This is a genomic window from Enterobacter sp. Taxon_8, from assembly GCF_058354585.1.
In genome coordinates, this window is the sequence record NZ_CM177989.1 from 473,975 (window position 1) to 496,855 (window position 22,881).

The 22,881-nt window shown below is 55.6% G+C and carries 21 protein-coding genes; 13 read left to right on the forward strand and 8 right to left on the reverse strand.

What is annotated here, in order from left to right; genetic code table 11:
• Nucleotides 1-11 precede the first annotated feature (11 nt).
• Nucleotides 12-3,815: an AsmA2 domain-containing protein YhdP gene (yhdP, locus tag AC4IBF_RS02290; RefSeq protein WP_136195025.1), complete on the forward strand. Its 3,804-nt coding sequence runs from the start codon at nt 12-14 to the stop codon at nt 3,813-3,815.
• Between the two features lie 84 nt (nt 3,816-3,899).
• A complete protein-coding gene (tldD, locus tag AC4IBF_RS02295) occupies nt 3,900-5,345 on the forward strand; it encodes a metalloprotease TldD (RefSeq protein WP_127732430.1) in 1,446 nt (481 codons plus the stop codon).
• Nucleotides 5,346-5,403: 58 nt separating this feature from the next.
• Here the strand turns inward: tldD and aaeR are convergent, their stop codons facing one another.
• A complete protein-coding gene (gene aaeR, locus AC4IBF_RS02300; protein WP_023616809.1) occupies nt 5,404-6,330 on the reverse strand; it encodes an HTH-type transcriptional activator AaeR in 927 nt (308 codons plus the stop codon).
• A gap of 180 nt (nt 6,331-6,510) precedes the next feature.
• Between aaeR and aaeX the strand changes: the two genes are divergently transcribed.
• From aaeX to AC4IBF_RS02325, 5 genes are all read left to right on the forward strand, one after another.
• Nucleotides 6,511-6,714, forward strand: coding sequence for a p-hydroxybenzoic acid efflux pump operon protein AaeX (gene aaeX, locus AC4IBF_RS02305; protein ID WP_003860416.1), 204 nt, complete (start codon nt 6,511-6,513; stop codon nt 6,712-6,714).
• A 7-nt stretch (nt 6,715-6,721) separates the two neighbouring features.
• A complete protein-coding gene (aaeA, locus tag AC4IBF_RS02310; protein ID WP_111964991.1) occupies nt 6,722-7,654 on the forward strand; it encodes a p-hydroxybenzoic acid efflux pump subunit AaeA in 933 nt (310 codons plus the stop codon).
• Between the two features lie 5 nt (nt 7,655-7,659).
• Nucleotides 7,660-9,627, forward strand: coding sequence for a p-hydroxybenzoic acid efflux pump subunit AaeB (gene aaeB / locus AC4IBF_RS02315; protein ID WP_458728182.1), 1,968 nt, complete (start codon nt 7,660-7,662; stop codon nt 9,625-9,627).
• 90 nt (nt 9,628-9,717) lie between these two features.
• Nucleotides 9,718-11,172, forward strand: coding sequence for an NAD-dependent succinate-semialdehyde dehydrogenase (locus AC4IBF_RS02320; RefSeq protein ID WP_133295220.1), 1,455 nt, complete (start codon nt 9,718-9,720; stop codon nt 11,170-11,172).
• 45 nt (nt 11,173-11,217) lie between these two features.
• Nucleotides 11,218-11,490: a barstar family protein gene (locus tag AC4IBF_RS02325; RefSeq protein ID WP_008502839.1), complete on the forward strand. Its 273-nt coding sequence runs from the start codon at nt 11,218-11,220 to the stop codon at nt 11,488-11,490.
• 61 nt (nt 11,491-11,551) lie between these two features.
• On the opposite strand, the gene yhcN (AC4IBF_RS02330) is transcribed toward AC4IBF_RS02325, so the two are convergent.
• The 3 genes from yhcN (AC4IBF_RS02330) to argR all read right to left on the reverse strand — a co-directional run bounded on the left by yhcN (AC4IBF_RS02330) (nt 11,552) and on the right by argR (nt 13,038).
• Entirely contained in the window at nt 11,552-11,818 is a 267-nt protein-coding gene (gene yhcN, locus AC4IBF_RS02330) for a peroxide/acid stress response protein YhcN (RefSeq protein WP_032659672.1), read from the reverse strand.
• A 110-nt stretch (nt 11,819-11,928) separates the two neighbouring features.
• The gene (gene yhcN, locus AC4IBF_RS02335) at nt 11,929-12,192 is read right to left on the reverse strand and encodes a peroxide/acid stress response protein YhcN (RefSeq protein WP_023309389.1); all 264 of its coding nucleotides are present in this window, start codon (nt 12,190-12,192) and stop codon (nt 11,929-11,931) included.
• Between the two features lie 375 nt (nt 12,193-12,567).
• Complete coding sequence (gene argR, locus AC4IBF_RS02340; RefSeq protein WP_023309388.1) at nt 12,568-13,038, reverse strand: transcriptional regulator ArgR; 471 nt, start codon at nt 13,036-13,038, stop codon at nt 12,568-12,570.
• Nucleotides 13,039-13,435: 397 nt separating this feature from the next.
• Here argR and mdh point away from each other — a divergent pair, with 397 nt between their 5' ends.
• A complete protein-coding gene (mdh, locus tag AC4IBF_RS02345; protein ID WP_045329693.1) occupies nt 13,436-14,374 on the forward strand; it encodes a malate dehydrogenase in 939 nt (312 codons plus the stop codon).
• Between the two features lie 57 nt (nt 14,375-14,431).
• Here mdh and degS read toward each other — a convergent pair whose 3' ends face one another.
• The 3 genes from degS to zapG all read right to left on the reverse strand — a co-directional run bounded on the left by degS (nt 14,432) and on the right by zapG (nt 17,528).
• Nucleotides 14,432-15,499: an outer membrane-stress sensor serine endopeptidase DegS gene (gene degS / locus AC4IBF_RS02350; protein WP_111964987.1), complete on the reverse strand. Its 1,068-nt coding sequence runs from the start codon at nt 15,497-15,499 to the stop codon at nt 14,432-14,434.
• A gap of 91 nt (nt 15,500-15,590) precedes the next feature.
• The gene (gene degQ / locus AC4IBF_RS02355; protein WP_143345590.1) at nt 15,591-16,958 is read right to left on the reverse strand and encodes a serine endoprotease DegQ; all 1,368 of its coding nucleotides are present in this window, start codon (nt 16,956-16,958) and stop codon (nt 15,591-15,593) included.
• 171 nt (nt 16,959-17,129) lie between these two features.
• Entirely contained in the window at nt 17,130-17,528 is a 399-nt protein-coding gene (zapG, locus tag AC4IBF_RS02360; protein WP_008502832.1) for a Z-ring associated protein ZapG, read from the reverse strand.
• Between the two features lie 189 nt (nt 17,529-17,717).
• Here zapG and zapE point away from each other — a divergent pair, with 189 nt between their 5' ends.
• From zapE to sspB, 5 genes are all read left to right on the forward strand, one after another.
• Complete coding sequence (gene zapE, locus AC4IBF_RS02365; RefSeq protein ID WP_115876364.1) at nt 17,718-18,842, forward strand: cell division protein ZapE; 1,125 nt, start codon at nt 17,718-17,720, stop codon at nt 18,840-18,842.
• Nucleotides 18,843-19,144: 302 nt separating this feature from the next.
• The gene (gene rplM, locus AC4IBF_RS02370) at nt 19,145-19,573 is read left to right on the forward strand and encodes a 50S ribosomal protein L13 (RefSeq protein WP_003860434.1); all 429 of its coding nucleotides are present in this window, start codon (nt 19,145-19,147) and stop codon (nt 19,571-19,573) included.
• A gap of 15 nt (nt 19,574-19,588) precedes the next feature.
• A complete protein-coding gene (gene rpsI, locus AC4IBF_RS02375; RefSeq protein WP_003860436.1) occupies nt 19,589-19,981 on the forward strand; it encodes a 30S ribosomal protein S9 in 393 nt (130 codons plus the stop codon).
• A 308-nt stretch (nt 19,982-20,289) separates the two neighbouring features.
• Nucleotides 20,290-20,928 carry a stringent starvation protein SspA gene (sspA, locus tag AC4IBF_RS02380; protein WP_014885418.1) on the forward strand — a complete coding sequence of 213 codons (639 nt, stop codon included), beginning with the start codon at nt 20,290-20,292 and terminating at the stop codon, nt 20,926-20,928.
• A gap of 5 nt (nt 20,929-20,933) precedes the next feature.
• A complete protein-coding gene (sspB, locus tag AC4IBF_RS02385) occupies nt 20,934-21,431 on the forward strand; it encodes a ClpXP protease specificity-enhancing factor (RefSeq protein ID WP_045355426.1) in 498 nt (165 codons plus the stop codon).
• A gap of 28 nt (nt 21,432-21,459) precedes the next feature.
• On the opposite strand, the gene gltD is transcribed toward sspB, so the two are convergent.
• Entirely contained in the window at nt 21,460-22,878 is a 1,419-nt protein-coding gene (gene gltD, locus AC4IBF_RS02390; RefSeq protein ID WP_023309377.1) for a glutamate synthase subunit GltD, read from the reverse strand.
• Nucleotides 22,879-22,881 lie beyond the last annotated feature (3 nt).

Sequence of the window (22,881 nt, forward strand, 5' to 3'; positions counted from 1 at the left end):
AGGAGAGATGCGTGAGGCGATTGCCGGGGATTTTATTGCTTACAGGGGCAACGCTGGTCGTGATTGTCGCGTTGCTCGTGAGCGGGCTACGCCTCGTTTTACCGCATCTGGACAGCTGGCGTCCGCAGCTGCTGGCGAAAATCGAATCCACCACCGGCGTGCCGGTGAACGTAAGCCAGGTTAGCGCTAACTGGCAGAATTTTGGCCCGACGCTTGATGTCCGGGATATCAACGCCAGCCTGAAAGATGGCGGCTACCTGAAAATCAAACGCGTGACCCTGGCGCTGGACGTCTGGCAAAGCCTGCTGCATCTGCGCTGGCAGTTTCGCGATCTCACCTTTTATCAGCTCCAGTTTCTGACCAATACGCCGCTGTCTGGCGGCGATAGCGGTCAGGGTCTTGAAGCTAACCGCTTCAGCGATCTTTTCCTCCGCCAGTTCGATCATTTTGATCTGCGCGACAGCGAAGTGAGCTTTATTACCCTTTCCGGGCAGCGCGCCGAGCTGGCGATCCCGCAGCTTACCTGGCTTAACGGTAAGGATCGGCACCGCGCCGAGGGGCAGGTCAATCTCTCGAGCCTGAACGGCCAGCACGGCGTGATGCAGGTGCGTATGGATCTGCGCGACGATGACGGCCTGTTAAATAACGGCAAAGTCTGGCTGCAGGCCGACGATGTGGACGTCAAGCCGTGGCTGGGCGACTGGCTCCAGCAAAACATGCAGCTGGAAACGGCCCGCTTCAGCCTTGAGGGCTGGTTGACCCTGACGAAAGGCGAATTTGCCAGCGGCGATATCTGGCTCAAGCAGGGGGGCGCGAGCTGGAAAGGCGAAAAACAACAGCATCAGCTTTCCGTCGATAACCTCACCGCGCACGTGACGCAGGAGAAAGAGGGCTGGCAGTTTGCCATTCCCGATACGCGCATCACGATGGACGGCAAGCCGTGGCCGCGCGGTGCGCTGACGCTGGCCTGGATGCCGGAGCAGGACGTTGGCGGCACGGCCAGTAAACGCAGCGACGAGCTGCGCATCCGTGCCAGTAACCTGGATTTGGCCGCCATTGAAGGGCTACGCTCGATGGCGGCAAAGCTCTCTCCTGACCTGGGCGAGATCTGGCTGGCTACGCAGCCGAGCGGAAAGATTGATTCTCTGGCGCTGGATATTCCGCTTCAGGCGACGGAAAAAACCCGTTTCCAGGCGACATGGAAAGATCTTGCCTGGAAGCAGTGGAAGCTGCTGCCGGGTGCGGAGCACTTTAGCGGCAAGCTGGAAGGCAGCGTGGAGAACGGCAGGCTGACGGTTGATATGCACGACGCCAAAATGCCTTACGAGACGGTCTTCCGCGCGCCGCTGGAAATCGAACAGGGCAACGCAGTGCTTAACTGGCTCCGTAACGATAAGGGTTTCCAGCTCGATGGTCGGCATATCGACGTCAAAGCGAAAGCGGTGCACGCGCGCGGCGATTTCCGCTATCTGCAGCCTGAAGGCGATGAGCCATGGCTGGGGATTCTGGCCGGGATCAGTACCGATGATGGCTCCCAGGCCTGGCGCTATTTCCCGGAAAACCTGATGGGGAAAGCGCTGGTAGACTATCTCAGCGGCGCGATTCAGGGCGGTCAGGCGGATAATGCCACGCTGGTCTACGGCGGTAATCCCCATCTGTTCCCGTACAAACACAATGAAGGTCAGTTCCAGGTTCTGGTCCCGCTGCATGACGCCACCTTTGCGTTCCAGCCTGGCTGGCCCGCGCTGAAAAACCTGGATATCGAACTTAATTTCCTCAATGACGGCCTCTGGATGAAGTCCGACAGCGTGGCGCTGGGCGGCGTGACGGCCAGCAACCTGACGGCCAACATCCCGGATTACTCCAAAGAGAAGCTGCTGATTGATGCCGAGATCAACGGTCCCGGCAAGGCGGTGGGACCGTACTTTGAGGAGACGCCGCTGAAAGAGTCGCTGGCCGCGACGCTTCAGCAGCTCCAGCTTGATGGCGATGTGAATGCTCGCTTACATCTTGATATCCCGCTGGACGGAGAGATGACCACCGCCAAAGGTGATGTCCGCCTGAAAAACAACAGCCTGTTCATCAAACCCCTTGAGAGCACGCTGAAAAATCTCAGCGGGCAGTTCAGCTTTGAAAACGGTAACCTGAAGAGCGAGCCGCTTACTGCCAGCTGGTTTAATCAGCCCGTGAATATCGACTTCACGACCACAGAGGGTGAAAAGGCGTATCAGGTAGCCGTCAATCTGGACGGTAACTGGCAGCCAGCGCGTATGGACGTCCTGCCGAAGCCCATCGAGGCGTCGGTGGATGGCGCGGTCGCCTGGCAGGGTAAAGTGGCAATCGACCTGCCTTATCACGCGGGCGCCCAGTATAAGGTCGACATCACGGGTGACCTGAAGAATATTCGAAGCCAGCTGCCAGCGCCGCTGGATAAACAGGCCGGACAGCCGCTGCCGGTAAAGCTGAACGTCGATGGCAACCTGAACAGCTTCGCGCTAACCGGCAGCGCGGGCGGGACAAACCACTTCAACAGCCGCTGGCTGCTTAACCGCAAGCTCACCCTCGACAAAGCCATCTGGACAACGGATAGCCGCTCCACGCCGCCGCTGCCGGAGCAGACGGGCGTTGAGCTGAATCTCCCACCGATGGACGGTGCAGAGTGGCTGGCGCTGTTCCAGAAAGGCGTTGGGCAAAACGTTGATGAAACCGCCCAGTTCCCGCAAACCATTACCGTACGTACGCCTTCGCTGATGCTGGGCGGGCAGCAGTGGAACAACCTGAGCATCGTCTCGCAGCCTGGCGCTAACGGCACGAAGGTAGAGGCCCAGGGCAGAGAGATCAACGGTACTTTGACCATGCGCAATCACGCGCCATGGCAGGCGGCGATTCGCTATCTCTACTACAACCCGGCAAGCGCCACGAGCGGGAAAGATAAACCGGCGGAAGCGTCTCCGCTGAGTAATGCCTCCCGCGTCGATTTTAGCGGCTGGCCCGATCTCCAGCTGCGCTGCGCTGAGTGCTGGCTGTGGGGGCAGAAATATGGCCGTATTGACGGTGATTTCACTATTCAGGCCAACACGCTTACGCTCTCCGGTGGCCTGGTTGATACCGGCTTTGGCCGCATGACGGCCGCAGGGGAGTGGGTGAATAACCCGGGCGAGCAGCGAACGTCCCTCAAGGGCGACATCAAAGGCAACAAGCTGGATGCGGCAGCCAATTTCTTTGGTATCAGCACGCCGCTGCGCGGTTCGTCATTTGATGTTAATTACGATCTTCACTGGCGCGACGCCCCGTGGAAGCCCGATGAGGCCTCGCTGAACGGCATTCTGAAAACCCGCTTTGGTAAAGGTGAGATAGCCGACGTGAGCACGGGGCGCGCCGGGCAGATCCTGCGCCTGCTGAGTTTTGATGCGCTGCTGCGCAAGCTGCGCTTCGATTTCAGCGATACGTTCAGCGAAGGTTTCTACTACGATTCCATCCGCAGTACGGCATGGATTAAGGACGGCGTTCTGCATACGGACGATACGCTGGTGGATGGCCTGGAAGCAGATATCGCCATGAAAGGCTCAGTCAACCTCGTGCGCCGCGAACTGGATATGGAAGCCGTGGTGGCACCGGAAATTTCCGCGAGCGTGGGCGTGGCGGCGGCCTTTGTGGTGAACCCGATTGTCGGTGCGGCGGTGTTTGCCGCCAGCAAAGTGCTGGGTCCGCTGTGGAGCAAAGTCTCCATTCTGCGCTACCGCATTACCGGTCCGGTCGATAAGCCGCAGATTAACGAGGTGCTGCGCCAGCCGCGCAAAGATGCACAGCAATGATTTGACGTGGGCAGGTAATTGCCTCACTCTCAATAAATACGATCTTTATACCGCCACGGGCGGCAACGAACGAGTAGCAATACGATGAGTCTGAACCTGGTAAGTGAACATTTGCTCGCAGCGAACGGCCTGAATCATCAGGACCTGTTCTCCATTCTTGGTCAACTGACCGAACGCCGTCTCGACTACGGCGACCTTTATTTCCAGTCGAGCTATCACGAATCCTGGGTTTTAGAAGACAGCATCATTAAAGATGGCTCTTACAACATCGACCAGGGCGTCGGCGTCCGCGCCGTCAGCGGCGAGAAAACCGGTTTTGCCTATGCCGATCAGATTAGCCTGGCTGCACTTGAGCAGAGCGCGCAGGCCGCGCGCACCATTGTGCGTGATACCGGCGATGGTCGCGTGAAAACCCTTGGAGAAGTGCAGCACTCTGCGCTCTATACCAGCATCGATCCTCTGCAGAGCATGAGCCGTGAAGAGAAGCTGGATATCCTGCGTCGCGTGGACAAAGTCGCCCGCGCGGCGGATAAACGCGTGCAGGAAGTTTCAGCCAGCCTGAGCGGTGTGTATGAACTGATTCTGGTGGCGGCAACGGACGGCACTCTGGCGGCAGACGTTCGCCCGCTGGTACGTCTCTCCATCAGCGTGCAGGTCGACGACGATGGCAAACGCGAGCGCGGCTCAAGCGGTGGCGGCGGTCGTTTCGGCTATGACTGGTTCCTGGGCGACGTTGACGGTGAAGCGCGCGCTGACGCGTGGGCAAAAGAAGCCGTGCGCATGGCGCTGGTGAATCTGAATGCCGTCGCGGCGCCGGCGGGCTCATTCCCGGTGGTGCTGGGTGCTGGCTGGCCGGGCGTGCTGCTACACGAGGCGGTAGGCCACGGCCTGGAAGGCGACTTTAATCGTCGCGGGACGTCGGTGTTCAGCGGTCAGATCGGGCAGCTTGTCTCCTCTGAACTGTGCACCGTGGTGGATGACGGCACGATACGCGATCGTCGCGGCTCGGTGGCTATCGACGATGAAGGTACGCCCGGCCAGTACAACGTGCTGATCGAAAATGGCGTGCTGAAAGGCTACATGCAGGACAAACTCAACGCGCGCCTGATGGGCGTCGCGCCGACGGGCAACGGACGTCGCGAATCTTACGCGCACCTGCCGATGCCGCGCATGACCAACACGTATATGCTGCCGGGTAAATCCACGCCGCAGGAGATTATCGAATCCGTTGATTACGGTATCTTTGCGCCAAACTTTGGCGGCGGCCAGGTGGACATCACCTCCGGTAAGTTTGTCTTCTCTACTTCAGAAGCGTACCTGATCGAGAAGGGCAAAGTGACCAAAGCGGTGAAAGGTGCGACGCTGATTGGCTCCGGTATTGAAGCCATGCAGCAGATCTCGATGGTCGGTAACGATCTGAAGCTGGATAACGGCGTGGGCGTCTGCGGTAAAGAGGGCCAGAGCCTGCCGGTTGGCGTGGGCCAGCCAACGCTGAAAGTGGACAACCTGACGGTGGGCGGCACGGCGTAAGTTTTCCCGTCACTCTAACCCTCTCCCAAACCGGGAGAGGTGTCTTGAATTACAAAACCTATTCTTTCCTTCTTCCCCGCATCCCCTGAAACAGCTCTGCTACGTCAACAAAATACTCGGTCAGATAGTTAATACACACCTGCACCTTGAGCGGGAGTTTGTCTTTTTCGGTATACAGGGCGTACACCGGACGAGGATCGGACTGGTAGCGCGGGAAGAGGATCTCAAGCACGCCGCTGTTGATCTCGTTGATGACCCACATTAACGGCACGTAGGCAATCCCGGCGCCAGCCACCAGCCAGCGCGAAATGGTCATCGGATCGTTAGTGACAAATCGCCCTTCCGGCAGCAGTTTGGTGGAGATCCCTTCCGGGGCAATCAGCTCAAATTCATTGTCGGGCCGCACGCTGTATTCCAGCCACGAGTGGTTGGTGAGATCGGCGGGTTTCTCCGGAACACCGTACTGGGCCAGATAGCTCTTCGAAGCGCAGACGACCATCGGCATGCTGCCCAGCCGACGCGAGAACAGGCTGGAATCCTGCAGCGCGCCGACGCGGATCACCACGTCCAGACCGTCGGCAATCAGGTCCGGTGCCGGGATACCCGTCACCAGATTAACGGTAAGCCCGGGATACTCTTTCAGCATATCCGCCGTCATGGCAGCGAGAACATTTTGTGCCATAGTTGAAGAACACCCGATGCGCAGCGTGCCGATGGGGGTGTTGTTGAAGGCGTAGAGCTGTTCGTGAACATCCTGCACTTCCAGCAGCATACGGCGACAGCCCTGATAGTAAATTTTGCCCGCTTCCGTCAGCCCAATGCTGCGGGTACTGCGGTTGAGCAGCTTGACCTGAAGCTCATCTTCCAGTTTAGAGACCGTCTGGCTGATGGATGAGACGCTCATCTGAAGCTGGCGTGCAGCGGCGGTAAAGGAGCCCAGTTCAACCACTTTGGCGAAGACCGACATGCGTTTTAAACGTTCCATTGTTCACTCTGGCTTAAAAGTGATTTAGATCACATATTATAGATAACAGCATAACAGTTACGTTAATATATTATTTATTACATAACGGCTGCGCCATTCTCGCCCGGCGTTTCTTGCTCTTCTGCGATGGCGTGCGCTAAAAAAATTCTGAAGCCTGCACTCTCTCTAATCAAGGTCAACATGAGTCTGTTTCCCGTTATCGTGGTGTTCGGTCTGTCCTTCCCACCGATATTTTTCGAGCTTCTTTTATCACTGGCGATCTTCTGGCTGGTGCGCAAGGTGCTGGTCCCTACCGGGATCTACGATTTCGTCTGGCACCCTGCATTGTTCAATACCGCGCTGTATTGCTGCCTGTTTTACCTGATATCGCGCATGTTTGTCTGAGGTTGATGTGAAAACGCTAACAAGAAAAATCTCCCGCACTGCCATCACCATGGCGCTGGTTATCCTCGCCTTCATCGCTATTTTCCGCGCCTGGGTTTATTACACCGAATCACCGTGGACGCGTGATGCACGCTTCAGCGCCGATGTGGTGGCAATAGCCCCTGACGTGGCCGGTCTTATCACGGCGGTCAACGTTCACGATAACCAACTGGTGAAAAAAGATCAGGTTCTGTTCACCATCGACCAGCCTCGTTACCAGAAAGCGCTGGAAGAGGCGGAAGCGGACGTGGCCTATTACGAGGCGCTGGCTGCGGAGAAACGCCGCGAGGCTGGCCGCCGTAACCAGCTTGGCGTTCAGGCAATGTCCCGTGAAGAGATTGACCAGTCCAACAACGTGCTGCAAACCGTGCTGCACCAGCTGGCGAAAGCGCAGGCAACGCGCGATCTGGCGAAGCTCGATCTCGAGCGTACCGTGATCCGCGCGCCGTCCGATGGCTGGGTCACCAACCTCAACGTCTATGCCGGGGAATTCATTACCCGTGGCTCAACCGCCGTGGCGCTGGTTAAACAGAACTCCTTCTACGTGCTCGCCTATATGGAAGAGACCAAGCTGGAAGGCGTGCGTCCAGGTTATCGGGCGGAAATTACGCCGCTCGGCAGCAATCGCGTCTTTAAAGGCACCGTCGACAGCGTTGCCGCAGGGGTGACTAACTCCAGCAGCTCTAACGATGCCAAAGGGATGGCGACGGTCGATTCCAACCTCGAGTGGGTGCGTCTGGCCCAGCGCGTGCCGGTCCGTATCCATCTGGACGAACAGCAGGGCAACCTGTGGCCTGCGGGTACCACGGCGACGGTGGTGATTACCGGTGAAAAAGATCGGGATGCCAGCCAGGACTCGTTCTTCCGTAAAATCGCCCACCGTCTGCGCGAGTTTGGTTAATCGCTATGGGCATCTTTTCCATCGCCAGCCAGCACATTCGCTTCGCCGTGAAGCTGGCGTGTGCCATTGTGCTGGCGCTGTTTGTTGGCTTTCACTTCCAGCTTGAAACACCTCGCTGGGCAGTGCTGACGGCTGCGATTGTCGCGGCGGGCCCGGCCTTTGCCGCGGGTGGGGAACCTTATTCAGGCGCGATCCGCTATCGCGGGATGCTGCGTATCATCGGAACGTTCATCGGCTGTCTCGCGGCGCTCACCATTATTATTCTGATGATCCGCACGCCATTGCTGATGCTGATGGTGTGCTGTATCTGGGCGGGTTTTTGCACCTGGATCTCGTCTCTGGTGAAAGTGGAGAACTCCTACGCCTGGGGGCTGGCGGGCTATACCGCGCTGATTATTGTCATCACCATTCAGTCCGAGCCGCTGCTCGCCCCGCAGTTTGCAGTTGAGCGCTGCAGCGAGATTGTCATTGGTATCGTGAGTGCGATTGTCGCGGATCTGCTGTTCTCTCCGCGCTCCATCAAGCAGGAAGTCGACCGTGAGCTTGACGCGCTGATCGTTGCTCAATACCAGCTGATGCAGCTGTGTATTAAACACGGCGACAGCGAAGAGGTCGATAAAGCCTGGAGCGGGCTTGTTCGTCGCACGCAGGCGCTGGAAGGGATGCGCAGCAACCTTAACATGGAGTCCTCGCGCTGGGCCCGCGCAAATCGTCGCCTTAAAGCCCTTAATACTGTCTCTCTGACGCTGATTACCCAGGCATGTGAAACCTATCTGATTCAGAACACCCGGCCGGAAGCGGTCACCGATACGTTCCGCGAACTGTTCGCCGAGCCGGTGGAAACCGTGCAGGACGTGCATAAGCAGCTTAAACGTATGCGCCGGGTGATTGCCTGGACCGGGGAGCGCGACACGCCGGTAACGATCTACACCTGGGTCGGCGCTGCGACGCGCTACCTGCTGCTGAAACGCGGCGTGATTGGTAACACCAAAATCAGCGCGGCAGAAGAAGAGGTACTGCAGGGCGAAGTGGTGATCAAGGCGGAATCCGCTGAGCGCCATCACGCGATGGTCAACTTCTGGCGTACGACGCTTGCCTGTATGCTCGGCACGTTGTTCTGGCTGTGGACGGGCTGGACGTCCGGCAACGGCGCGATGGTGATGATTGCCGTCGTTACCGCACTGGCGATGCGTCTGCCTAATCCGCGTATGGTCGCCATCGATTTCCTGTACGGCGCCATTGCCGCCCTGCCGATAGGCGCGCTCTATTTCCTGGTCATTATCCCGTCGACGCAACAGAGCATGCTGCTGCTCTGTATTAGCCTGGCGGTAATGGCGTTCTTTATCGGCATTGAAGTGCAAAAGCGGCGCCTGGGATCGCTGGGTGCGCTGGCGAGTACGATTAACATCATCGTGCTCGATAACCCGATGACCTTCCATTTCAGCCAGTTCCTGGACAGCGCGTTAGGTCAGCTGGTGGGCTGTTTCCTGGCAATGATGGTGATACTGCTGGTGCGGGATAACTCGCAGGCAAGAACGGGCCGCGTGCTGCTGAACCAGTTCGTGTCGGCCGCCGTGTCGTCTTTGACAACCAACACCGCGCGCCGTAAAGAGAACCATCTGCCCGCGCTCTACCAGCAGCTGTTTTTACTGCTGAACAAGTTCCCGGGCGATATCGCGAAGTTCCGCCTGGCGTTAACCCTGATCATCGCGCACCAGCGTCTGCGTAACGCGCCCGTGCCGATTAACGACGATCTGTCGGCCTTCCACCGCCAGTTACGTCGTACCGCCGATCACGTGCTTTCCGCCAGCAGCGATGACAAACGGCGTCGTTACTTTACGCAGCTGCTTGAAGAGCTCGATGTCTATCAGGAAAAGCTCAAGCACTGGGAAGCGCCGCCTCAGGTGACCGAGCCGGTAGGAAGGCTAGTGTTTATGCTGCATCGTTACCAGAATGCCCTCACTGATAGCTGACTGAAGTAAAAAAACCGACGCCAAAAGCGTCGGTTTTTTTGTGGCTATACTTATTCCAGCACGTTCTTACATTTCAGAAAGGGAGGACACATGACGACCCAGGCGCTTCAGGACCACATCCTTTTTCAGACCGGCTATCTGGTCAACGGAATCTGGAAAACGCTGGATACGACCTTCGATGTGTTTAACCCCGCTACCGGGGAAGTCATCGCGAAAGTTGCCAAAGCGGGTAAATCACAAACCGAAGAGGCTATCGCAGCGGCTACCAAAGCCTTCCCGGCATGGCGTGCCAAAACCGCGAAAGAACGCTCGGCGATTCTCTACCGCTGGTATGAATTGATTATTGAGAATAAAAGCTGGCTCGGGCGGTTAATGACCACCGAACAGGGCAAACCCCTGAAAGAAGCGGAGGGCGAAGTGGAGTACGCCGCCAGCTTTATCCAGTGGTTTGCCGAAGAGGCTAAACGCGCGAACGGTGAAATTATTCCACCGATCAAACCCGGCTCGCGCATTCTGGCGACCCGTGAACCTGTAGGCGTGGTCGCGGCGATAACGCCGTGGAACTTCCCGATGGCCATGCTTACCCGCAAGTTAGGTCCGGCGCTGGCGGCAGGATGTACCGGGGTAATTAAACCGGCCAATAACACGCCGCTCAGCGCCTTTGCGCTGCTAACATTGGCTAAACAGGCGGGTGTGCCCGATGGCGTTCTCAACGCCGTTGCCGGGAATACGCATGAAATCAGCGATGCGATTATGGCAAGTCGCGACGTGCGTAAGATCTCCTTTACCGGCTCAACCTCCGTCGGCAAAACGCTGGTGCGTAATGCAGCCGAAACCATGAAGAAAGTCTCGATGGAGCTGGGCGGAAATGCCCCGTATATCGTTTTTGAGGATGCGGACATCGACGCAGCGGTTAAGGGCGCGATCGCCAACAAGTTTCGCAATGCCGGGCAGGTCTGCGTCAGCGTGAACCGTTTTTATATTCAGGAAACCGTCTACGACAAATTTGTGAATAAACTCGCCGATGCGGTGAATGCGCTGAAGGTGGGTAATGGTCTTGAGGAGGGGGTGGTCGTCGGGCCGCTGATTGAACCTTCTGCGGTCAACAAGGTGCGTGAGCATGTCGACGATGCCGTTGCCCGGGGCGCAACCGTACTGGCTGGGGGGAAGCCCCATCCGCTTGGCGGAAATTTCTGGATGCCAACCGTGCTGGGCGACTGCCATGAAGGCATGAAGCTGGCAGAAGAAGAGACGTTTGGTCCGGTGGCGGCGTGCTTCCGTTTCACCTCGGAGGATGAGGTCATTCAGCGCGCCAACAATACGCCTTATGGGCTGGCGGCTTACTTTTATACCCAGAATCTCTCACGGGTCTTCCGCGTTTCACAGGCCATCGAGAGCGGGATGATTGGCATTAACGAGTGCGCCGTCTCCACGGAGCTCGGGCCTTTTGGCGGTGTAAAAGAGTCAGGTCTTGGACGAGAAGGCTCCGTGCTGGGACTGGAAGAGTATCTGGAAGTTAAAACCCTGCATATTGGGGGATTATAATAGACAGGGCGGCAGCTGCCGCTCGCTTGGACTGGGTGGCTGGCAATGAAAACCTATACGTTTGATTTTGACGAGATCGACAGTCAGGAAGACTTCTACCGGGAATTTATCCGGGTGTTTGATCTTGAAAGGGAAAGCGTGACGAATCTGGATACGCTTTGGGACGTGGTCACCGGCAGTCTGTTGCCGCTCCCGCTGGAGATTGAGTTTATCCATTTGCCCGATAAGCTGCGAAGACGTTTTGGCGCGCTGATATTGCTGTTCGATGAAGCGGAAGAAGAGCTTGAAGGGCAGTTGCGCTTTAACGCGCGGCACTGAATGAAAAAAGCCCCTGACCATGAGGCCAGGGGCAAGTCGTATGATGAGATACGACGAGGGTTTATTTATACAGTTCTGCAGTTGCATGCCAGTGGTCACCCTGATTCAGTTCGGTGACGCGATAGCTGCTGGCACCTGCTTTTTCAGCTTTGGCGGCCAGTTCGTGACGGATATCCATCGGTGAGCCAGTGACAGACGTCACGGAGACGCTGCCCATACGCTGTAGATTTTGTGCCTGGTCGGCATTCACCTGCTGTACGGCTGCACTTGCGCCGAAAGAGAGAACGGATGCCAGACCGAGGGTTGCGATGATCAATTTGGTTTTCATAGTCTTTACTCCTGAATAGGGTTTTTACTCAACGGCGAGAAGGGTTGAACTGCTATTTTTATGCCTGGTGCCGTTGAGTGGAGATTTACGTTTTCAGCTATTACTAAAACTTATTTGTACAGCTCAGCAGTGGCGTGCCAGTGGTCGCCAGAACGCGCTTCGATGATGCGATAGGATGATGCACCCTGTTCTTCCGCTTTTTTGTTCAGCATCTCATGCATGTCCATTGGCGATGTGCCGACCGCGCCGACAGAAACCGTACCGATGGCCTGACGGGATTGCGCCTGGTCAGCATTAATAGAGTCAGCCGCGAAAGCACCGAATGACAGGACAGACAGGACGCTCAGAGCCGCTACAGTTGATTTGATTTTCATGATTCTTACCTCGTCGAATTTTTTAGTGGGGTCTTGTTTCGTGACCCTCATCACAAAATCAAGTATACACTAATAACGGAAAAAATTAATACCAGACTAATGGTTTCTATTGTTATTACGTGTTAACCAGTCCTTTTTTTATAACCAAATTGCATAATATTGGGTGTTTTTTACACGTTTTTGTTGGTGATAGCTAATGAAATCATATGGATATCAACTTTTGATTTTTTGTGCGATTCTTTGATTTAACATTCACCATGTGAATGTTAATGAGTGGTAAAAAGCACTATTTGTCAAAGTGAAGGGCAGTAGAAAAGAGGGGAGAACGCAGCGGAAGCAGAACGATCCCCGCAGCGGCGCTACGGGGAGAGGGGATTAGAGTTCCTGTTCGAACAGAACCAGAATCGCTTCGTGGAGATCTTTCACGGAAAAACCGCTAGCCGGTGTGGTAAAGATGGTGTCATCGCCGGCGATAGTCCCGAGGATACCCTCCGTTTTACCCAGCGAGTCCAGCATGCGGGCAATCAGCTGTGCGGCGCCGGGGCTTGTGTGGATCACCACTACGGCGTCGTTATGATCGATATCCAGAACCAGATTTTTGAGCGGGCTGGAGGTGGTCGGCACGCCAAGTTCTGCTGGCAGGCAATAGACCATCTCCATCTTGGCGTTACGGGTACGCACCGCGCCAAATTTCGTTAACATGCGGGAGACTTTCGACTGATTGATATTATCGAAGCCTTGTTCCTGCAGCGCCTGAACAATTTCTCCCTGAGAACTGAATTTCTCTTCTTTAAGTAGCGCCTTAAACGCCTTAACTAATTCTTCTTGCTTAGACGAGCTTCGCATAAGTCACCCGGAATATGACGATAGAAACAACATTATTATGCATGTGGATGAATTTTTATGCAAATTATCTACTCAGCGCCAGGCTGAAATAATGTTATGAAAGGGAGTGATTTTATCAGATTTCGTTATCAGAAAACATGCCTGGGTCACGCCGCGCAAATAAGCTTAAAAGTAAATTAAATGTTATCAAAATGATGTTGTTTTGGTGGCGGGGCAGGGTGTATTGTAACCACCTCTTAATGCGTTGCCCTCTGTCGTCAGATAGTTTTCTGGTGAGAGATAAAGTCGCGTGACCTCAAATTCTTTAGCTACGAAAATTGTAATTATTTACTTGCTGAATTATGGTCGCCGCAACGGATTTACAGATACTTAAGTTAACCATAATAAGGAGTTTAGGATGAAAGTCGCAGTCCTCGGCGCTGCTGGTGGTATCGGCCAGGCGCTTGCCCTACTACTGAAAACCCAACTGCCTTCAGGCTCAGAACTCTCCCTGTACGATATTGCTCCGGTAACCCCAGGCGTGGCGGTTGACCTGAGCCACATCCCAACTGCTGTAAAAATCAAAGGGTTCTCCGGTGAAGATGCACGTCCTGCACTGCAGGGTGCCGACGTGGTGCTGATTTCTGCAGGCGTAGCGCGTAAGCCGGGCATGGATCGTTCAGACCTGTTCAATGTCAACGCGGGCATCGTGAAAAACCTGGTGCAGCAGATTGCTGAAGTGTGCCCGAAAGCGTGCATCGGTATCATCACTAACCCGGTGAACACCACCGTTGCTATCGCGGCAGAAGTGCTGAAGAAAGCAGGTGTTTACGACAAAAACAAACTGTTCGGCGTAACCACGCTGGATATCATCCGTTCCAACACCTTTGTTGCTGAGCTGAAAGGCAAACAGCCAACAGAAGTGGAAGTTCCGGTCATCGGCGGTCACTCTGGCGTTACCATCCTGCCTCTGCTGTCGCAGATCCCAGGCGTGAGCTTCACCGAGCAGGAAGTGGCTGACCTGACTAAACGCATCCAGAATGCGGGCACCGAAGTGGTGGAAGCGAAGGCGGGTGGCGGTTCTGCAACCCTGTCTATGGGCCAGGCGGCTGCACGTTTCGGTCTGTCACTGGTTCGCGCTCTGCAGGGCGAGAAAGGCGTTGTTGAATGCGCTTACGTTGAAGGCGATGGCGAACACGCTCGCTTCTTCTCTCAGCCGCTGCTGCTGGGTAAAAACGGTATCGAAGAGCGTAAATCCATTGGTAGCCTGAGCGCGTTTGAACAACACGCGATGGAAGGCATGCTGGATACGCTGAAGAAAGATATCACCCTGGGCGAAGAGTTCGTTAACAAGTAATACGAACCGTCTCCCGGTAAAAAAAACGGAGCTTATCGCTCCGTTTTTTTATGCCTGTCAGTTAGTGGCCGGGTATTCCTGAATCGTCACGTGCAGCGTCAGTTTCTTATCGTTGCGCATGACCTCAACAGGGATGATAGAACCCGGGCGAATTTCTGCCACCTGATCCATCGTCTCCAGCGCAGAGACCGCTGGCGTGCCGTTGACCGAAACAATCACATCGTTTACCTGAATCCCCGCGTTAGCCGCCGGACCACCCGGTGCCACCTCGTTAACCACGATGCCCTGAATCTGATCGATACCGCCGCCCTGGGTATGCATCGGTGCAATTTCGCGCCCGCCGATACCGATATAGCCGCGGATCACGCGTCCGTCGCGGATCAGTTTATCCATAATTTTGGTCGCCAGCTGGAACGGAATGGCAAAGCCGATCCCTTCCGGCGTCTCACCGTCGTTACTTTTATCGAACGAGAGGGTATTGATACCCATCAGCTCGCCCAGCGAGTTCACCAGCGCCCCGCCGGAGTTACCGTGGTTGATGGAGGCATCGGTTTGCAGGAAGTTCTGCCGCCCGGAGGGGTTCAGACCGATACGACCGGTCGCGCTAATTATCCCCTGGGTGATGGTCTGGCCCAGGTTGTAAGGGTTACCGATAGCCAGTACGACGTCACCAATATGCGGGGTACGTTTACGGTTGATCGGGATGACCGGCAAACCGCCCGTGGCATTAATTTTCAGCACGGCCAGGTCGGTCAGGCTGTCAGAACCAACGAGTAACGCCTCAAACACGCGGCCATCCTGCAGAGCGACGATGATCTGGTCGGCATCGTTAATCACGTGCTTGTTGGTAATAATGTAGCCGCGCTCGTCCATGATCACGCCGGAGCCGAGGGTACGGATCTCCAGCTGGTTGTGGGCTGAGCTATTCAGGCCGCGGTTATAGACGTTAACTACGGCGGGGGCGGCTCGGCGGACGGCCTGGTTATAGGTGGCCGGCGTTTCATCCGTGCTATCAAACTGGGGAGCAGACAGTTTATTGAACTGACGTAAAGACGGCAGCGCCAGCAGCAGCAGGCCAGCGACAATCAAACCGATGACAATAGAACGTAAGAGCTTTGAAAGCATGATGCGCGTTTCGTTAAAAAAGGAACGATTTGCAGCATAACATGAGTTATCCGGACATCACATGCAGCGGTGATGTCCGGATCGCAAATGCTTAGCGCAACAGAATATAGATGGACTCATTGCCACGCATGACCTGCAGGGCAACAACCGCCGGTTTGCTTTCCAGCACTTTGCGCAGTTCGGCAATAGACTGCACGCGATTGCGGTTTACACCGATGATCACGTCATCCTGATGCAATCCGGCCTGCGCGGCAGGGCTGCTCTTCTCGACGGTGTCGATGCTAATGCCTTTCGTACCGTCTTTCAGCTGACCGTCGCTCAACGTAGCCCCTTGCAGCGCCGGGGCAATAAGCTCCGCGCTGGCCGAGGAAGAGGTGCTCTTATCCAGCGTCACTTCAACGTCAAGCGGCTTACCGTCACGTATCAGGCCCAGCTTCACTTTGGCGCCTGGTTCGGTTGTGGCAATCCGCGAACGCAGTTCTGCAAAGCTGTTCAGCGGTTTGTCGTTCAGGCTGACGATCACATCCCCCGATTTCACGCCCGCTTTTGCGGAGCCGGAGTTTGGCAGCACTTCACTGACAAACGCCCCGCGCTGTACATTGATGTTGAACGCTTTTGCGATATCAGCGCTCATCTCCATACCTTTAATGCCCAGCAGCCCGCGTTTGATTTCACCGAACTGGATCAGCTGCTGCGCCAGGGTTTTGGCCATATTGCTGGGGATAGCAAAACCGATCCCGATGCTGCCGCCGCCTGGGGCCAGAATCGCCGTGTTAATCCCAATCAGCTCGCCGTTAAGGTTGAGCAATGCCCCTCCGGAGTTTCCACGGTTGATTGAGGCATCGGTCTGGATAAAGTTTTCCAGCCCCTCCAGATTCAGGCCGCTACGCCCCAGCGCGGAGACGATCCCGGAGGTGGCGGTTTGCCCTAAGCCAAAGGGGTTGCCCACGGCGACGGCAAAGTCGCCGACGCGCAGTTTGTCAGAATCCGCGATGGCAATCTGGGTCAGATTGCTGGGGTTTTGCACCTGCAGCAGCGCGATGTCGCTCTGGTCATCGCCGCCGATCAGTTTGGCATCAAATTCGCGGCCATCGTTCAGCTGGACGCTGATTTTATCGGCCTGGCTGATGACGTGATTGTTGGTCAGGATATAGCCTTTTGCCGCATCAATAATTACGCCAGAGCCCAGGCCTTCAAAAGGCTGCGCCTGCTGGTCGGGAGACTCATCGCCGAAATATTTTTTCAGTTCTTCAGGGACGCGTTGGCTTTGTACCGCGGTGCCCTCAACCTGAACGCTGACGACCGCAGGCAACACTTTTTCCAGCATGGGCGCGAGGCTTGGAATGGCCGCCTGGCCAGGCACCTGGGAAGGTATGGCGGCAAATACAGGGACGGACGCCGAGAGAGATAACCCGACACTTAACGCGATAGCGCTCAACAGCTGGTTTTTTTTCTTCATCGATGTTGACTCTCGTAACCTGGAATAAAGGAAAAACGGCCCCAAAAACACGTTGATGTTATTGAATTTTAAACCGCTGAACAATGAGGTGTTTAACTAAATGATAGCTGGGGTCATGAAGAAAGGACGGGCGCAATCGCTGCGCCCGTAAAATAAATTCAGGTTGTGCGATTAATCGCGTTTTACACCGCCGCGCAGCAGGCCGGACGCGCCATCGGAGTAGTCGCGAGGCATCTGAACGGGCGCCTGATCGTTACCGGCCTCAGAGTCAGCCAGACGGTTGCGGAATGGGTTAGTTTCAGCGGTCATTTCCGGCAGCAGGCTGCTGGAGCTTTTTGCCATATGTTGATACAGCTGACGATAGTCGGTCGCCATGTTGTCCAGCAGCTCGGCGCTGCGGGCAAAATGGCTGACCAGCTCTTCACGATACTCTTCCAGCTCGGCTTTGTTCTTTTCCAGTTCGTATTGCAGTGACTGCTGCTGACGCAATTTGCGATTACCGAAACGCATGGCCACAGCACCGATGACGATGCCGACGACTAAACCGATTAGCGCATATTCCCAGGTCATGAACTTCTCCCGTTGTCTTGTTGTTCCGTAGGGTGTTGGCTCGGCTCCTGCCTGTGCCTGATAATGCCACTATAACCGCTATTTCTGCAGAAGTGGAATCCTGACGTATCATCGCGTAGTGTAGAACGGCCTTTTTTTCATCAGTCACGTCTGCTGATGAGCGTTAATTGAAGGAATAACAATAAGATTATGCAAAACCTGTCCCCTGCATCGCGATATCAACTGGCCCTTAACGAGGGCACTCATCAGCCTGACGACGTTCAACGTGAGGCGGTAAACCGTCTGGAGATGATTTACCAGGAGCTCACGGCAAAACCCGCTGAAACCGAACAGAATGGCGGGCTAAAGGCGGCGTTTGGGCGGTTGCTCGGTAAAAAAGCGCCACAGGCTCACGCGCCGGCGCGCGGTTTATACATGTGGGGCGGGGTCGGTCGCGGAAAAACCTGGCTGATGGACATGTTCTACCAGAGCCTGCCAGGTACACGTAAACAGCGTCTGCACTTCCACCGCTTTATGCTGCGGGTGCATGAAGAGCTGACTGCGCTGCAGGGTAAAAGCGATCCGCTGGAGATTGTGGCCGACCGGTTCAAGGCGGAAACGGACGTACTCTGCTTCGATGAGTTTTTTGTGTCTGACATCACCGATGCCATGCTGTTAGGCGGCCTGATGAAGGCGCTATTTGCCCGCGGGATTACGCTGGTGGCCACGTCGAATATCCCGCCGGACGATCTGTACCGCAACGGCCTGCAGCGAGCACGCTTCCTGCCCGCCATTGACGCTATCAAACAGCATTGTGACATTATGAACGTCGATGCCGGTGTCGATTATCGTCTGCGCACGCTGACCCAGGCGCACCTGTGGCTTTCGCCGCTAAATGCCGATACCACCCGCGAGATGGATAAACTTTGGCTGGCGCTGGCGGGAGCAAAGCGCGAGCACGCCCCGGAACTCGAGATTAACCATCGCCCGCTCCCCACCCTTGGCGTCGAAAACCAAACGCTGGCGGTCTCCTTTACGACGCTTTGCGTGGATGCCCGTAGCCAGCACGACTACATTGCGCTTTCACGTCTGTTCCACACCGTGATGGTGCTGGATGTGCCGGTGATGACGCGGCTGATGGAGAGCGAGGCGCGACGCTTCATTGCGCTGGTGGACGAGTTTTATGAGCGCCACGTCAAGCTGGTGGTCAGCGCCGAGGTACCTTTATATGAGATTTACCAGGGAGAGCGACTGAAGTTTGAGTTCCAGCGCTGCCTGTCTCGCCTGCAGGAGATGCAGAGCGAGGAGTACCTGAAGCTGGAGCATATGCCTTAATAAATACCACCCTCTCCCTGAGAAGGGAGCCTTGTAGGCCGGGTAAGGCGCAGCCGCCACCCGGCATTTTCCGTGGCCCCGAAAAACCCATTCCAAATCACATTTAAGGGTCGATCTTTGACCTCAACTTCTCTATAATCTTGCGACCCCACGTTACGAGAAGGTTTTTTTCCCGAAACTTTCTATGTGTCGGCATGTGCTATTCGAAGGGGTAGGTTTGCCGGACTTTGTCGTGTGAACCTCAACTGACTAAACGTTTGGGTGTTCACCAACGTGTAACTTATTATTTGGGTAAGCTTTTAATGAAAACTTTTACAGCTAAACCAGAAACCGTACAGCGCGACTGGTATGTTGTTGACGCGACCGGTAAAACTCTGGGCCGTCTGGCTACTGAACTGGCTCGTCGCCTGCGCGGTAAGCATAAAGCGGAATACACTCCGCACGTTGATACCGGTGATTACATCATCGTTCTGAACGCTGATAAAGTTGCTGTAACCGGCAACAAGCGTACTGACAAAATGTACTACCACCACACCGGCCACATCGGTGGTATCAAAGAAGCGACCTTTGAAGAGATGATTGCCCGCCGTCCTGAGCGTGTGATTGAAATCGCGGTTAAAGGCATGCTGCCAAAAGGCCCGCTGGGTCGTGCTATGTTCCGTAAACTGAAAGTTTACGCAGGCAACGAGCACAACCACGCGGCACAGCAACCGCAAGTTCTTGACATCTAATCGGGATTATAGGCAATGGCTGAAAATCAATACTACGGCACTGGTCGCCGCAAAAGTTCCGCAGCTCGCGTTTTCATCAAACCGGGCAGTGGTAAAATCGTAATCAACCAGCGTTCTCTGGAACAATACTTCGGTCGCGAAACTGCCCGCATGGTAGTTCGCCAGCCGCTGGAACTGGTTGACATGGTAGAAAAACTGGATCTGTACATCACCGTTAAAGGTGGTGGTATCTCCGGTCAGGCAGGTGCGATCCGTCACGGTATCACCCGCGCTCTGATGGAGTACGACGAATCCCTGCGTTCTGAACTGCGTAAAGCTGGCTTCGTTACTCGTGACGCGCGTCAGGTTGAACGTAAGAAAGTGGGTCTGCGTAAAGCACGTCGTCGTCCACAGTTCTCCAAACGTTAATCCATTCTGCTTACGCAGAACGATTGGCGAAAAACCCGCTTCGGCGGGTTTTTTTATGGATAATGCGCAGGTTATCCACAATATCCATGCATATATCTTCTCTTTTTCCACATTTCCAGAATCCCCTCACCACAAAGCCATCAAAATCTGGTAAACTATCATCCAATTTTCTGCCCAAATATCGGTGAATACTCGATTTTTGTTCGATTCTTGAACAATGTGTTTTCTCTGGGATGGGCGATACAACATCTGGCTGGCCCCTGTTGGGCTGGTAGCAGTAAAAATTCTGAATATACCTGGAGGTTTTCATGGCTGTCGCTGCCAACAAACGTTCGGTAATGACGCTGTTTTCTGGTCCTACTGACATTTATAGCCATCAGGTTCGTATCGTGCTGGCCGAGAAGGGTGTCAGTTTTGAGATCGAGCATGTGGAAAAGGATAACCCGCCTCAGGATCTGATCGATCTCAACCCGAGCCAAAGCGTACCGACGCTGGTGGATCGCGAGCTGACCCTGTGGGAATCCCGTATCATTATGGAATATCTGGATGAGCGTTTCCCGCATCCGCCGCTGATGCCTGTTTACCCTGTCGCGCGTGGTGAAAGCCGCCTGTACATGCAGCGTATCGAAAAAGACTGGTACTCGCTGATGAACGTGATTACCAGCGGTTCCGCTTCTGAAGCTGACGCTGCGCGTAAGCAACTGCGTGAAGAGCTGCTGGCAATCGCCCCGGTGTTTGGTCAGAAACCGTTCTTCCTGAGCGATGAGTTCAGCCTGGTGGATTGCTACCTGGCACCGCTGCTGTGGCGTCTGCCGACCCTGGGCGTAGAGTTCAGCGGTCCTGGCGCGAAAGAGCTGAAGGGCTACATGACTCGCGTCTTTGAGCGCGACTCTTTCCTGGCATCCTTAACTGAACCGGAACGTGAAATGCGTCTCGGCCGAGGCTAATGACTGTGGAAATGTCACAACTTACCCCACGCCGTCCTTATCTGCTGCGCGCCTTCTATGAATGGCTGCTGGATAACCAGCTCACGCCGCACCTGGTTGTGGATGTGACGTTGCCGGGCGTGCTGGTTCCAATGGAATACGCACGTGACGGGCAGATCGTACTGAACATCGCCCCGCGCGCGGTGGGTAACCTGGAGCTGGCGAACGATGAAGTGCGCTTCAACGCGCGTTTCGGCGGCGTGCCGCGTCAGGTTTCCGTTCCGCTGGCCGCTGTGCTGGCCATCTACGCGCGTGAAAACGGTGCGGGAACTATGTTCGAGCCGGAAGCGGCGTATGATGAAGAGGTTGCCAGCCTGAATGATGACAACGCATCCGATGAGCGCGAAAGCGACACGGTGATGTCACTTATCGATGGTGATAAACCCGATCATCACGATGACAATGACCCTGATGACGATCCGCCTCCGCGCGGTGGTCGTCCGGCACTTCGCGTCGTGAAATAAAAAAACAGGCCCAATCGGGCCTGTTTTTTTACACTTCCAGGTAGTTCAGTATACCGTCAGCCGCCTTGCGGCCTTCGGCAATCGCCGTCACCACCAGGTCTGAACCGCGAACGATATCGCCACCGGCGAAGATTTTCGGGTTGCTGGTCTGGAATGCGTTGTCGCTGCCTTCTGGCGCAATCACGCGGCCCTGCGAATCCAACTCAACGCTGTGCTTCGCCAGCCACTCCATGCTGTGAGGGCGGAAACCAAACGCCATCACCACGGCATCGGCCGGGATCACGTGTTCAGAACCGGCGACGATCTCGGCGCGACGACGGCCTTTCGCATCCGGTGCGCCCATCTCGGTACGCGCCATCTTCACGCCGCTCACTTTGCCGTTGGCATTCACTTCAATACCCAGAGGCTGGATGTTGAACTGGAACTCCACGCCCTCTTCACGCGCGTTTTTCACTTCGCGCTTAGAGCCCGGCATGTTCTCTTCGTCACGACGGTAGGCGCAGATCACGTGTGCCGCATTCTGACGAATGGAGGTACGCACGCAGTCCATCGCGGTATCACCGCCGCCCAGCACCACCACGCGTTTGCCTTCCATGCTGACGAACGGCTCATCGGCGGTTTCGCCGTAGCCCATGATCTGCTTGGTGTTGGCAATCAGGAACGGCAGCGCGTCGTACACGCCTGGCGCGTCTTCGTTTTCCAGACCGCCGCGCATGGACTGATAGGTGCCCACGCCCAGGAATACGGCGTCGTAATCCTTCAGCAGGTCGTCGAGCTGCACGTCGCGGCCCACTTCCACGTTCAGTTTGAACTCAATGCCCATGCCGGTGAAGATTTCCCGGCGACGGGTCATGACCTCTTTTTCCAGCTTGAAGGCCGGGATACCGAAGGTCAGCAGACCGCCGATTTCCGGATGACGGTCAAAGACCACCGCCTTCACGCCGTTGCGGGTCAGTACGTCCGCACAGGCCAGGCCCGCCGGGCCCGCGCCGATGATCGCCACGCGCTTGTCGGTTTGCTTCACGCCGGTCATGTCCGGACGCCAGCCCATCTCGAACGCTTTATCGTTGATATAACGCTCAATGTTGCCGATGGTCACCGCACCGAACTCGTCGTTCAACGTACAGGAGCCTTCGCACAGACGGTCCTGAGGACACACGCGGCCGCACACTTCCGGCAGGGTATTGGTCTGGTGAGACAGCTCGGCGGCTTCAAAAATACGTCCTTCGTTGGCCAGCTTCAGCCAGTTAGGGATGTAGTTGTGTACCGGACATTTCCATTCGCAGTAAGGGTTACCGCAGGACAGGCAGCGGTCTGCCTGTGCTTTGGCCTGGCCTTCTGAAAACGGCTCGTAGATTTCAACAAATTCAATTTTGCGGATCTTCAGCGGTTTCTTTGGCGGATCAACACGCTGCAGGTCGATAAACTGGTATACGTTCTGGCTCATCTG

Excerpts from the sequence above, each read along its gene's own strand:
- tldD (WP_127732430.1), top strand. The coding sequence starts at position 3,900 with ATGAGTCTGAACCTGGTAAGTGAACATTTGCTCGCAGCGAACGGCCTG.
- aaeR (WP_023616809.1), bottom strand. The coding sequence starts at position 6,330 with ATGGAACGTTTAAAACGCATGTCGGTCTTCGCCAAAGTGGTTGAACTG.
- aaeX (WP_003860416.1), top strand. The coding sequence starts at position 6,511 with ATGAGTCTGTTTCCCGTTATCGTGGTGTTCGGTCTGTCCTTCCCACCG.
- aaeB (WP_458728182.1), top strand. The coding sequence starts at position 7,660 with ATGGGCATCTTTTCCATCGCCAGCCAGCACATTCGCTTCGCCGTGAAG.
- AC4IBF_RS02320 (WP_133295220.1), top strand. The coding sequence starts at position 9,718 with ATGACGACCCAGGCGCTTCAGGACCACATCCTTTTTCAGACCGGCTAT.
- AC4IBF_RS02325 (WP_008502839.1), top strand. The coding sequence starts at position 11,218 with ATGAAAACCTATACGTTTGATTTTGACGAGATCGACAGTCAGGAAGAC.
- yhcN (WP_032659672.1), bottom strand. The coding sequence starts at position 11,818 with ATGAAAACCAAATTGATCATCGCAACCCTCGGTCTGGCATCCGTTCTC.
- yhcN (WP_023309389.1), bottom strand. The coding sequence starts at position 12,192 with ATGAAAATCAAATCAACTGTAGCGGCTCTGAGCGTCCTGTCTGTCCTG.
- argR (WP_023309388.1), bottom strand. The coding sequence starts at position 13,038 with ATGCGAAGCTCGTCTAAGCAAGAAGAATTAGTTAAGGCGTTTAAGGCG.
- mdh (WP_045329693.1), top strand. The coding sequence starts at position 13,436 with ATGAAAGTCGCAGTCCTCGGCGCTGCTGGTGGTATCGGCCAGGCGCTT.
- degS (WP_111964987.1), bottom strand. The coding sequence starts at position 15,499 with ATGCTTTCAAAGCTCTTACGTTCTATTGTCATCGGTTTGATTGTCGCT.
- degQ (WP_143345590.1), bottom strand. The coding sequence starts at position 16,958 with ATGAAGAAAAAAAACCAGCTGTTGAGCGCTATCGCGTTAAGTGTCGGG.
- zapG (WP_008502832.1), bottom strand. The coding sequence starts at position 17,528 with ATGACCTGGGAATATGCGCTAATCGGTTTAGTCGTCGGCATCGTCATC.
- zapE (WP_115876364.1), top strand. The coding sequence starts at position 17,718 with ATGCAAAACCTGTCCCCTGCATCGCGATATCAACTGGCCCTTAACGAG.
- rplM (WP_003860434.1), top strand. The coding sequence starts at position 19,145 with ATGAAAACTTTTACAGCTAAACCAGAAACCGTACAGCGCGACTGGTAT.
- rpsI (WP_003860436.1), top strand. The coding sequence starts at position 19,589 with ATGGCTGAAAATCAATACTACGGCACTGGTCGCCGCAAAAGTTCCGCA.
- sspA (WP_014885418.1), top strand. The coding sequence starts at position 20,290 with ATGGCTGTCGCTGCCAACAAACGTTCGGTAATGACGCTGTTTTCTGGT.
- gltD (WP_023309377.1), bottom strand. The coding sequence starts at position 22,878 with ATGAGCCAGAACGTATACCAGTTTATCGACCTGCAGCGTGTTGATCCG.